The organism is Paenibacillus sp. SEL3 (assembly GCF_054602585.1).
Genome location: NZ_CM137725.1, coordinates 1,960,699 through 1,972,336, shown reverse-complemented (window position 1 = coordinate 1,972,336; position 11,638 = coordinate 1,960,699). Strand labels below are relative to the sequence as shown.

12 protein-coding genes are annotated in these 11,638 nt (G+C 47.3%); 8 read left to right on the top strand and 4 right to left on the bottom strand.

Annotated elements, in window-relative coordinates; translation table 11 throughout:
• The first annotated feature begins 30 nt into the window (after positions 1-30).
• From ACYCS5_RS09225 to ACYCS5_RS09195, 7 genes are all read left to right on the top strand, one after another.
• A complete protein-coding gene (locus ACYCS5_RS09225) occupies positions 31-705 on the top strand; it encodes a succinate dehydrogenase cytochrome b558 subunit (protein ID WP_069012627.1) in 675 nt (224 codons plus the stop codon).
• Positions 706-799: 94 nt separating this feature from the next.
• On the top strand, positions 800-2,545 hold the full coding sequence (sdhA, locus tag ACYCS5_RS09220) for a succinate dehydrogenase flavoprotein subunit (RefSeq protein ID WP_459760964.1): 1,746 nt from the start codon (positions 800-802) through the stop codon (positions 2,543-2,545).
• Between the two features lie 18 nt (positions 2,546-2,563).
• Positions 2,564-3,331, top strand: coding sequence for a succinate dehydrogenase iron-sulfur subunit (sdhB, locus tag ACYCS5_RS09215; protein ID WP_039272681.1), 768 nt, complete (start codon positions 2,564-2,566; stop codon positions 3,329-3,331).
• A 171-nt stretch (positions 3,332-3,502) separates the two neighbouring features.
• Positions 3,503-4,312: an AAC(3) family N-acetyltransferase gene (locus tag ACYCS5_RS09210; protein ID WP_459761305.1), complete on the top strand. Its 810-nt coding sequence runs from the start codon at positions 3,503-3,505 to the stop codon at positions 4,310-4,312.
• Positions 4,313-4,376: 64 nt separating this feature from the next.
• On the top strand, positions 4,377-5,321 hold the full coding sequence (locus ACYCS5_RS09205) for a metallophosphoesterase (RefSeq protein WP_069012628.1): 945 nt from the start codon (positions 4,377-4,379) through the stop codon (positions 5,319-5,321).
• A gap of 104 nt (positions 5,322-5,425) precedes the next feature.
• The gene (locus ACYCS5_RS09200) at positions 5,426-6,166 is read left to right on the top strand and encodes a metallophosphoesterase family protein (protein WP_069012629.1); all 741 of its coding nucleotides are present in this window, start codon (positions 5,426-5,428) and stop codon (positions 6,164-6,166) included.
• 51 nt (positions 6,167-6,217) lie between these two features.
• The gene (locus ACYCS5_RS09195; protein ID WP_069012630.1) at positions 6,218-6,826 is read left to right on the top strand and encodes a GNAT family N-acetyltransferase; all 609 of its coding nucleotides are present in this window, start codon (positions 6,218-6,220) and stop codon (positions 6,824-6,826) included.
• Positions 6,827-7,177: 351 nt separating this feature from the next.
• Here ACYCS5_RS09195 and ACYCS5_RS09190 read toward each other — a convergent pair whose 3' ends face one another.
• Positions 7,178-8,056: an NAD-dependent epimerase/dehydratase family protein gene (locus tag ACYCS5_RS09190; protein WP_459760963.1), complete on the bottom strand. Its 879-nt coding sequence runs from the start codon at positions 8,054-8,056 to the stop codon at positions 7,178-7,180.
• 99 nt (positions 8,057-8,155) lie between these two features.
• Here ACYCS5_RS09190 and ACYCS5_RS09185 point away from each other — a divergent pair, with 99 nt between their 5' ends.
• Positions 8,156-8,374 (top strand): hypothetical protein, encoded by a 219-nt coding sequence (locus ACYCS5_RS09185; protein WP_340933066.1) that lies wholly within the window; start codon positions 8,156-8,158, stop codon positions 8,372-8,374.
• Between the two features lie 253 nt (positions 8,375-8,627).
• Here ACYCS5_RS09185 and ACYCS5_RS09180 read toward each other — a convergent pair whose 3' ends face one another.
• The 3 genes from ACYCS5_RS09180 to ACYCS5_RS09170 all read right to left on the bottom strand — a co-directional run bounded on the left by ACYCS5_RS09180 (position 8,628) and on the right by ACYCS5_RS09170 (position 11,296).
• Positions 8,628-9,368, bottom strand: coding sequence for a GTP pyrophosphokinase (locus ACYCS5_RS09180; protein ID WP_165148567.1), 741 nt, complete (start codon positions 9,366-9,368; stop codon positions 8,628-8,630).
• A gap of 155 nt (positions 9,369-9,523) precedes the next feature.
• Positions 9,524-10,333 carry a histidinol-phosphatase gene (locus tag ACYCS5_RS09175; protein WP_029518259.1) on the bottom strand — a complete coding sequence of 270 codons (810 nt, stop codon included), beginning with the start codon at positions 10,331-10,333 and terminating at the stop codon, positions 9,524-9,526.
• Positions 10,334-10,393: 60 nt separating this feature from the next.
• On the bottom strand, positions 10,394-11,296 hold the full coding sequence (locus tag ACYCS5_RS09170; RefSeq protein ID WP_023990132.1) for a LysR family transcriptional regulator: 903 nt from the start codon (positions 11,294-11,296) through the stop codon (positions 10,394-10,396).
• Between the last annotated feature and the right edge of the window lie 342 nt (positions 11,297-11,638).

The window sequence follows — 11,638 nt, the reverse complement described above, 5'->3', positions numbered from 1 at the left end:
CTATTATTGGGAGAAGGGAGCATGACCTAGATGAGAGGATTTTATTCCAGAAAGCTGCATTCGCTTCTTGGCGTCATTCCGTTGGCTCTATTTTTTGTTGAGCATTTGGTGACGAACTTCACAGCGGTGGAGGGTGGCAAGGAAGGATTTAATCGCAGCGTGGCCTTCCTGAATGGTTTGCCGCTGGTTATTGTACTAGAAACGTTATTCATCTACTTGCCATTACTGTTCCACGGAATTTATGGCTTGTATATCGCTTATCAAGCTGATCCGAATGTCAAAAGGTTCGGCTATTCACGTAACTGGCGCTTTCTGTTCCAGCGTATTTCCGGCGTCATTACGTTTGTATTTATTATCTGGCACGTATACGACACACGCTTTCAGGTGGCTCTGGGTAATGTAACTCATGAGGAGCTAGGCGGGGTCATGCATGGCATCGTGACGAACCCGGTTTATTTCATTTTGTATCTAATCAGTGTCGTTTCGGCATCCTTTCACTTTGCTAACGGACTGTGGGCATTTATGGTCAGTTGGGGGATTACTGTGGGACCACGTGCGCAAAAAGTATCTTCTTATATCTGTATGACCCTGTTCGTGGTGGTGTCTATCGGCTTCATCGCCTCCCTGCTTGCATTCCGCAGCGCGGAATTTCAGGAAACAGCAACTGCCTTGGTGCAATGCAGTACTTTTAAACAACTACTGTAAATGAGTCATATCCATTATACATTGTGTTGAAATTCTATTTTCAAACGTAAAAGGGGATTTGGTTAAAAATCCTGAAAAAAAGGAGTGAGCAGAAATGGCAGCATCCAACATTATTGTCGTGGGCGGCGGTCTGGCAGGTCTAATGGCTACGATCAAGGCGGCAGAGGCGGGAGTTCACGTTCATTTATTTTCTTTGGTTCCGGTCAAAAGGTCCCACTCCGTTTGTGCTCAAGGTGGCATCAATGGTGCGGTAAATACCAAGGGTGAGGGAGACTCCCCCTGGATTCACTTTGATGATTCGGTCTATGGCGGGGATTTTCTGGCCAACCAGCCTCCGGTAAAAGCGATGTGCGAAGCGGCTCCGGGGATCATTCATCTCATGGACCGCATGGGCGTCATGTTTAACCGGACACCGGAAGGACTGCTGGACTTCCGCCGCTTCGGCGGTACCCAGCATCATCGGACCGCCTTTGCTGGTGCGACGACAGGACAGCAGCTTCTGTACGCTCTCGATGAGCAGGTACGGCGCTGGGAATCTGCGGGTTTGGTGACCAAGTATGAAAACTGGGAGTTTTTACAGGCTGTACTGGATGATGAAGGCATCTGTCGAGGGATTTGCGGGCAGGATTTGCGTACGATGGAAGTGAAGACTTTTGCGGCGGATGCAGTTATTTTGGCATCTGGTGGGCCCGGGATTATTTTCGGTAAAACCACGAATTCCGTCATTAATACGGGCACAGCTGCCGGTGCGGTGTATCAGCAAGGCGTACGCTATGCGAACGGTGAGTTTATCCAGATTCATCCGACGGCTATACCCGGTGATGACAAGTTGCGTCTCATGTCCGAGTCGGCACGGGGAGAGGGCGGTCGTATTTGGACGTATAAGGATGGTAAGCCATGGTATTTCCTCGAAGAAAAGTATCCAGCTTACGGAAATTTGGTCCCTCGCGATATTGCGACACGTGAAATATTCAGTGTATGCGTTGATGATGGACTGGGTATTAATGGCGAGAATATGGTCTACCTCGATCTGTCCCACAAGGACCCGAAAGAGCTGGATGTAAAACTGGGCGGCATTATTGAAATTTATGAAAAATTCGTCGGTGATGATCCGCGCAAAATTCCGATGAAAATATTCCCGGCTGTTCATTATTCAATGGGCGGCATGTGGGTCGATTACAATCAGATGACCAATATACCAGGCCTGTTCGCGGCTGGTGAGTGTGAATTCCAATACCACGGAGCGAACCGTTTGGGTGCGAACTCGTTGCTGTCAGCCATTTACGGCGGGATGGTGGCTGGACCTAAGGCTGTGGAATATATCAAAGGCTTGAGAAAATCTGCACAGGATACAGCGTCCTCCGTATTTGATGCCGCAGTCAATCAGCAGACGGAGAAGTATGAGCGTATTTTGCATATGGACGGAAAAGAAAATGCCTATGTTCTTCATAAAGAGCTGGGCGAGTGGATGACGAACAACATGACTGTGGTTCGTTATAATGACAAGCTGGAAGCTACGATCCACAAGATCAAGGAGCTGAAGGAGCGTTATTCTAACATTAACATCAATGACGCTTCGCGCTGGAACAATGCGGGTGCGGCGTTTACACGGCAACTGTGGAATATGATGGAGCTGGCTGAAGCGATGACCAAAGGTGCGCTGCTGCGCAACGAAAGCCGTGGGGCCCATTACAAACCAGATTTCCCGGATCGCAACGATGAGGATTTCCTGAAAACGACGATTGCGGACTGGACACCGGAAGGACCACAAATCTCGTATGAAGCGGTGGATGTTTCGCTGATCAAGCCACGCATTCGGGATTATTCCAAGAACAAATAACGGAAGGGAGTGTATTAGATGTCGGAGCAAGCAGTGAAGTCGAATAAAACAGTGAAGTTCGTTGTGACCCGTCAAGCTGATCCTAAAGCCAGTCCCTATACGGAAGAATTCGAATTGGCTTATCGTCCGGGAATGAATGTGATTAGCGCGCTGATGGAAATTCAGCGTAATCCGGTGGACAGCCACGGTAAAGAGACGGCTCCGGTGTGCTGGGAGTCGAATTGCCTGGAGGAAGTATGCGGAGCATGCTCCATGGTGATTAACGGCAAGCCGCGTCAGGCCTGTGCAGCGCTCGTCGATAAGCTGGAGCAGCCGATTACGATCGCGCCGATGAACACATTCCCGGTAGTTCGGGATTTGGTCATCGACCGCAGCCGGATGTTTAATGCGCTCAAGAAGGTCAAAGCGTGGATTCCGATTGACGGTACCTACGATCTGGGCCCTGGTCCTAGAATGGCTGAGAAAAAGCGTCAGTGGGCGTATGAGCTGTCCAAGTGCATGACCTGTGGTGTCTGTCTGGAAGCTTGTCCGAACGTCAACGAGAAGACGACGTTCATCGGACCTGCGGCGATATCTCAGGTTCGCCTGTTTAACAGCCATCCGACAGGGGAAATGAATCAGGAAGAGCGGCTAGAGGCGTTGATGACAGACGACGGGCTGGAAGGGTGCGGGAACTCGCAAAACTGCGTACGCTCTTGTCCGAAAGGTATTCCGTTGACCACTTCTATTGCCGAAATGAACAAGGAAACGACCAAGCATATGTTCAAGCGCTGGCTGACTGTATAGCACTAGACAGCGAATAGGTTATGCCCAAACAGGCTTTTTCTCAAACTGGAGAAAGCCTGTTTTTTGCGCTCAGGAATGATGGAGGGTAACATGGAGGAAGGAGCGCGGGATAGCAGTTATGGTATAATTATGGTATTGTGTATCGTTTTTGGAGAAAAGGAGGCTGGACAGGTGACTGTGCAACCGATAACGAATCGACCTGTCACTAGGTCGGATGTATTGAAGGGATTAGAGGATCTGGGGGTTCGGAGCGGCATGACATTGCTTGTTCACTCGTCGATGCGCAGCTTTGGACGCTTTGTTCCAGGCGGGGCCTCGGTCATTCTTGCCGCACTAACCGAAGCAGTTGGCCCGGAAGGGACGCTGGTGATGCCGACACAGTCACATGACTTGACTGATCCCTCGACTTGGATGAACCCGCCTCTGGGTGAGTCATGGTGGGAACTGGTGCGCGAGGAAATGCCCGCTTATGATCCGGCCTGGACGCTGACCGGAGGGATGGGCATCATTGTAGAAACGTTCCGGGGCCTGCCGGGAACCAAGCGCAGCGGGCATCCGCATGTTTCTCTGGCGGCACGTGGACCCACAGCTTCGGAATTACTGGCAGCTCATGAGCTCGACTTTGGACTGGGTGAGCATTCGCCCTTGGCGAAGCTGTACGAGGCAGATGCCTATGTAGTGCTGTTGGGCTGCGGACATGACAGCAACACGTCCTTGCATTTGGCGGAATATCGAACAGCCTACAATGGACGTGAAGTGATCACTCATCAAGCTCCTATGATGGTGGATGGAGCAAAAGCGTGGGTATCTTTTCAGGATTTTAATATTACCTCAGATGACTTTGAGAAGCTGGGACTTGATTTTGAACGGGACTGTCCCTCAGCTTTTACGCGGGTGAACATTGGGGAGGCTTCATGTTTTTTCGCGAGGCAACGTGATTTGGTAGACTATGCGGAGCAGTGGTTGTCCACCCATCGCTAAAGCTTTTGGACGGTAAGAATTCGAATAAGTAAGATCAAGGAATAGATCGCAAGGGGGAACGCATATGGAGAAGACGCCGCACACCCGCCGCGAGAGTCAGGATGGCCCGCATCAGGGGGCCGCTATCCCTCCCGGTTCTTCGCGGCGTTCCGTTTCAAATGAACCAGCCAATCCTTCGCGCCGCCATTTTTTGAAAAAAGCGGCTTTAGCCACAGCCGGAACCGCGCTTCTGGCTGGAGGATATGCTTCCTTATGGGAGCCTAATCATTTGGAAATTACACGCTTCAACTTGTCTATCCCTCGTCTTCCGTCTGCTTTTGACGGAATCAGGGTCGTACATTTTAGTGATGTGCACTTGGGTTTTCATATGGATGAGCAGGATCTACGCGAGCTTGCGGACCGGATAGCAGGTCTGAAGCCAGATTTGCTCTGTTTTACAGGCGATATTGTGGATGACTATGCAGTATCCATGAAGGCTGCTGTTCCAGTTATGGCTTCCATGCACGCTACCCTTGGTAAGTTTGCTATTCTGGGCAATCATGATTATAGAGGCTTACCCGCCGGAGTACAGGAATTGTATCCGAAAACCGGGTTTACGTTGCTGAGAAACGAGCATGCGATTGTAGAGCGCGCGGGGCAGCGTGTAGCCATGGTCGGTTTAGAGGATAACATTATGGGCAAGCCCAATCCGCAGCGTGCCATCCACGGACTACCTGATGAGATGTGCAAGCTCCTGCTGATGCATGAGCCGGACTATGCAGATGTGGCGGCGCAAATGTCCTTTGATCTTCAATTGTCGGGGCATACGCATGGAGGACAGGTACGCTTGCCGGTCATTGGAGCGCCAATGCCGCCTCCGGGTGGACGCAAGTACATCCAGGGATTATTTCATGTGGGAACGGAGAGAATGCCGCTATATGTTAGCCGAGGCATTGGCATGACACATTTGCCGATTCGCGTGCTGTGCAGGCCGGAGCTTAGTGTCATTACGCTAAAATCTGGCCAATAGGCCATGATTTTTTTTCATCTTCGTCATATAGTTTGGAACTACATAAAGATGGCTTGAATGTAGTGTAGAGATGTAGTCGTTTCGGACAAAGGAGTGAGGTTCAGATGGATCGTATTGCTGTCATTTCAGATATTCATGGCAATTGGCCTGCCTGTGAGGCGGTGCTGGAGGATATTGCTTCCCGAGGCATTAGCCGTGTGTTTTGTTTGGGGGATCTGATCGGCAAAGGGCCTAGCCCGAGCGAGGTACTGGATGCTGTCCGTCAACGTTGTGAAGTGGTAGTGCGGGGGAATTGGGATGAGCTGGTCAGTATTACGGATGATCTCAATTTTAGCTGGCAAGCCGAGCGCTTGGGGGCAGAACGAGTGCAGTATTTGGCACAGTTACCGTTTCATTATGATTTCAGAATGAGCGGACGCCGTATCCGTCTGGTGCATGCCTCGCCGCAAAGTGTGTATCACCGTGTGCAGCCATGGGATGAGCCGGAAAAACGGCTTGCCATGTTCGATCCGTTAGCAGAAGAAAATGGAAAAGTTGCTTTTGCTCCGGATGTTGTGGGATATGGTGATGTGCACAATGCTTTTATCCAGCATTTTCAGGGGAAAACACTTTTTAACGTCGGCAGTGTCGGGAATCCGTTGGATGTTACGCAGGCTTCCTACTGCATTTTAGAGGGGGAGATGGGAGAGGAGCAGCCTACGTCCTTCTCCATTCATTTTGTACGTGTACCTTATGATATAGAACTGGCGGTAAAACAAGCGGAGGAAGCTGATGTGCCTTCTTTGCCGTATTATATTCGAGAGCTGCGTACAGGAATTTACCGCGGGATTCAGGACATGGATTAAGTATGGAAACATTCATTTCTAAAAGCCAATCCATCCGCAGGAGGGAACATTGTGCTGACCAGAGAAATGCTTCGTCTTGGGCTACCAGAGCTTTACACCCGTCGAGTCCGATTGCGCCAGCTAAGAACGGAGGATTATCCCGCGCTGGAACGGATCCTATCCGATCCATTGGTGATCCAATATGTGAATCGAATTCGCAAGCCAGTCTATGCACGAATGCGGCGTCTGGTTGCGCAAATTAAAATTTCTTCCGATTCACTAGATTCCCTGCATTTTGCGGTGGAATGGCATCCGAGAAATACAGAAGAAAGCAATCTACTTAGTGAATCCAATGAGCTTACCTCTTCACCGTTGCTCGGTATCGTCTCTTTTCAGCAATGGAATGAAAGAACGGGTGAGGCGCAATTGGGCTATATTCTGGATCGTCCTTTTTGGGGACAGGGGCTGGCTACAGAAGTGGTAGGAGAAATGCTGAATTTTGGTTTCGGATCTTTGAAGCTCCAGCGGATCGAAAGTCGTTGCCAAGCGGATAATCAGGCTTCCATGCGCGTGCTTATTAAAAATAAGATGCGTCTGCTGCGTACCATTGGTGCCTATGATCCCTCAGGAGAGGTGCCGAGTGTATTGGTATTTTCGCTGACCCAAGGGGATTATGCGTAGAAATAACATTGGAATATTTTGTTACAAAGATGAAATATAACTGCAAAACAACTCTAACACAGGACGGGTACAATACAGACATGACCCCCTTTTGAATAATATATGTTGCTGGGACCCGATCATTCGGGTCCTCTTTTTTTGTTATCCTATAGTAGTGCCTTCTCTATTTCTGCGGAAGCGAGTAGCCTTCTTGCCTTGGCTGTGCTCAGTTATATTTCAATTTGTTACAAAATGAAATATAACTGCAAAGTTACTTTAACATAGAGTGGGTACAACATAAACATGACCCCCTTTGAATCATATATATATTGCTGGGACCCGAAGCTTCGGGTCCCCTTTTTTTTATGGTTTTTAGGAACGGGTCAGGCTGGTTATCAGCTCCGGAAGCCATTCATTTAGGGAGAGAAATGAGTACCCCTCTGACTGGGCTTTGGACGTATCCATGTACCACGATTGTGTAATACCAAATGGAGACATGTGCTCGTCTGCTGTTTTTTCTTTCATCACAGCTTGTTTTCCAGTTACCTGCTCAATGATCGAAATGATCTCCCCAATCCTCACTGTACCGTTGGAGCAAGCATTTACAGGACCTGTAAAAGGAGTGTGACCAAGCCAAAACAGAAAATCTGCGGCTTCATCGGAACGAATAAATGAGATTTGTGCTGCGGCATTAGGTACTCCGAATTCTATTCCTTCACGAACATGTTCGATATGAAAATGAAGTCTTTTCGTATAATCGTCTGTCCCCAATACAATCGGAAAACGAACAGCAACTACAGGAAATGTAGCTTGCTGCATAAAAACTGCTTCTGCCTGCCGTTTAGCCTCCTGATATGTAAAATCGTCCTTCCCGCCCTTGCGAACCGGGTAAGCCTGAGGGTCAAAGATGCTCTCTGTCAGCACTTCCGGGCTCGAATCATAGACGGATAGGCTGGAGGTCACAATATACCTTTTGGCTGTAGCATCAAAAATGCGGCAGGCTTCGCTGGCTTCATCAGGAGAAAAGCAAATATTATCATAAACAACGTCCCACACTTGCTCGCCTACTGCCTTAGCGAGCGCTTGCTGGTCGGTACGATCTGCACAGATCCGCTGAACGCGGTCACCGAACGAATCGCTTGTTTGGCCTCGTGTGAGGATGGTAACGGAGTTCTCGGAACTCTCCAGCAGACGTTCCACCAGTCTCTTGCCAAAAAAACGGGTTCCACCCAAAACAAGTACCTTTTTCATATTTACATCACTCCTTCTGAAATGGTTTTCATTTATATTAAGATAGACGGACTAATGAATGTAAAAGATACAGGACGTAATGAAAAAGAGGAGGATCATATGCCATACGTAGAGATTCAGGATTTAGAAATGTATTACGAAAAATGGGTACAGCTGCGAGGCAATGGGGCTTTATACTGTGCGGTGAAGCACCCTCAAATGTTCGCCACCGTTACAACCATAGGCTGTAGTGGAGTCGCCTGTCCTGAGGGGGCAGATGAATTTGATTATGCGTCAGAGCGCACAGGATTGGCGCCAATATCCGCAATTGACACGTAGTGAGTTAAGTAGCATTACGTGCCCTGCATTATTTATCGCGGGAGAACATGACGATTTCGTCACAGAAGAGCAGCTTTTAGAATTATGCTCATGGGTTCAAGACTCACGTTATCTAATTGCTCCAGTTGTAGTCATCGACCGCACATGCTTAGAGAGAAGCCGATCTTAATCAATGATTCTATTCTTTCATTTTTGAACAAACATGCGATTCGTTGAACCAATCATTCGCATAGCGGTGGAGCACTGCCTAATCCTACTCTCCTAGAAGCTTCAAGAAATTGGCCGGCACCGTAATTTGCTGATTATTAATCATAATCTTCCGAAGCTCCTCCATGGAGTCCTCTTCACCTCTAGCGTCTTTAATCTCCTTAATTTCACGATGCAGTCGCTCCATTTGGAGATCTAGCGCATTAGCGGAGTCTGCTGCGTTCTTTAATTCACGTGTCAGACTTTCGGGAACGGACTGGTTGTACTTATAAAATATTTTATGCTCCAGGCTGGCCCAGAAATCCATCGCAATGGTTCGAATTTGCACCTCTACGCAGACTAGCTCCTCACAATCCGACATGAATACAGGAACTTGAACCAGCAAATGCAGGCTCTGGTAACCGTTCGGCTTGGGGTTCTTGATGTAATCCTTAATTTCCAGCACCTTCAAGTCACTTTGTCTCTGAAGCATGTTACTGACATCATAAATATCAGAAATAAAAGAGCAAGTAATACGCAAGCCGGCGATATCCTTGATATGATCTTTGATAGCATCCAGCGATAACTCACTATGTTTACGAATCATTTTATTCATGATGCTCTCAGGAGATTTAAGGCGTGATTTGGTATGCTCAATAGGGCTGTAATCGTGTAATGCCTGAAATTCCTGCTTTAATATTTCAATCTTGGTTTCCATTTCGTCGAGCGCAAATTTATAGATTAGCATAAATCGCGTGATGTCATGCTTTAGCTTTTTAAATTTGTCCATAGGATCTTCCAAGTGCATATGTAATTCTCCTCACACATAGATGTCATAATCTTGCTAAGCATTCGCCTTTGCAATGGAATTATTACCTTATAAATTACAATCCCCAACAATTCCATTGCAGCAGCGTTCGTAAGATCAAATGATTTGCGGAGAGGCAATTCCCACCTTGAATTTTAAAGCGCCACAGAAATTTTACGTTTTTCTTTAAAATAGACCCATTCCCGGAAGCCGATATCCTTCAGCATTGCCTTTACTTCTTCCCAGTCATCGCCTACCCGCGAAGGTTTATGGGCATCCGAACCAAAAGTAACCTCCACACCAAAATGGTGCGCTCTTTCTAAAATAGAAGCAGACGGGTACCATCCGCCACTCAGTTTGGTTTTACCCGAAGTGTTAATTTCAATCGCCACATTGGATTCCGCAATTACCTGCAAGGTTTCATCAATGGCTTCATCAGCAGGAATGTCTGAAAAGGCTGGAAAGTTCCCCTTCATTGCGTCAATATGGCCTAAAATCTGAAACATGCCGCTTCGCGCAGATTCCTGAATGAGCGCATAGTAGGCTTGTTTGACCTCGATTTTACGAGCGTCGCTTAATTTGTTCCAACGGTTACGGTTAAAAATGCTGTCCCCTTCGACATTGTGAATCGACCCAATGAGATAATCAAATGGATAAGGAGCCAGAGTGGAACGATATAATTCAGCAAAATCAGGAAAATAATCCGTTTCCAATCCGAGGAGCACGTCAATACGGCCTTCGTATTCTTTTTTAAGCTGTTGTACCTCTTCTACGTATTCAGCAAGCTGTGATTTGGCCATATAAATTTTAGGAAAAGCCTGATCCTGTTCGCTGCCCAGGAAAGGGGAATGGTCCGAAATACCAATCGCTTGTAAGCCCGACTGAATGCCTGCTTCAATGTAATCTCGAATGTTTCCGTCTGCATGACCGCAGCGGAAATGATGGGTGTGCAGATCAAATTTCATAGCCTGTCTTCCTTTCGTAATCAGGGTTTATATTGCGTATGTTGTTCATAGCGAATTACGTTATTCAGAACTGGTGAAATTCGTCTCCGGCATCCCCTTCAGATCACTTAAAAATTGCTGCATGGCTGAGTTTAGATATCGGCCGGATTTATAAATCACTCCTACCGGATGACTAACTTCCAGCTCAGGAATATGGATCATTTTTAATGTGCCTGCACGCAGTTCAGAAGTGACCGATAGTCTGGAAATAATGGCCGCACCGAGATTAATTTCGACCATCCGTTTGACTTCCTCACTGCTGGACAACTCAATCACGACATGAGGCACGATTTGGTGCTTTTTAAATACATCGTCTACGAATTTTCGTCCCACCGTATCAGGAGAGAGCAGAATCAGCGGAATTTCCCGAAGGGCTTCAATGGTAGCATGTGGTTGTGAAGCCAGCGGATGAGTAGGAGACACGACTAGCTCAAAGGAATCGTAATACAGAACCGAAGTGCTTAAATTAGGATTACGTTCGATCAGATAGCCGATGCCAACATCAATAAGTCCGTTCTCCACCTGCTGATAAATCATGGAGGAAGCCATGGATTGAATGGAGGTTTTGATGAGAGGGAACTGATCCTGAAAGTAGGAAAGCACGCGCGGTAAAATTTGAATAGCGATGGATGTTGTGGTACCCAGCGCAATGTGACCCTGTGGTGTTTCGTTTAGATCGTACAATTTTTGTCTTAATTCCTCAACAACCTCTAATATGCGCTCGGCATGTTCCAAAAAAACAGCTCCCCGGTCGGTCAGGGTGACAGGCTGGTTGCGGTCAATCAGGATGGTTTTGAACTCATCCTCTAGACTTTTAATTTGGGCGGACACCGCCGGCTGCGTCAAATTGAGAAGTTCTCCGGCTTTGCGGAAGCTCATCGTTTTGGAAATCATGATAAGTGTTTCGAGTTGACTGATGTTCATGAAGTTCCTCCTCTCTTTTCTTAATCTTATCGCAGCTGTATAGAATGAATATTTTTAGCCAATCCATAGGTTCATATGTAAAACCGTCGTTATGCTTTATTTCATTAAATTATAGGTTATTCGAGCAGGAAGGGCAATGAATCGAAGCAGAGCACCTTAAAGTGTGGTATATTGGGAAATAAAGACTAAAGTCCTGATATCCTTCAAAAATAATCAATCTAAAACCGGTAAGAAGTAAAGATATAGGACATTATTCACATTTTTTGTGGTTTAGCTATAAAAAATTACCGGGTAGCTGTCGATAAGTGATATAGAGAGCATTTTAATGAGGATCGATTCGTT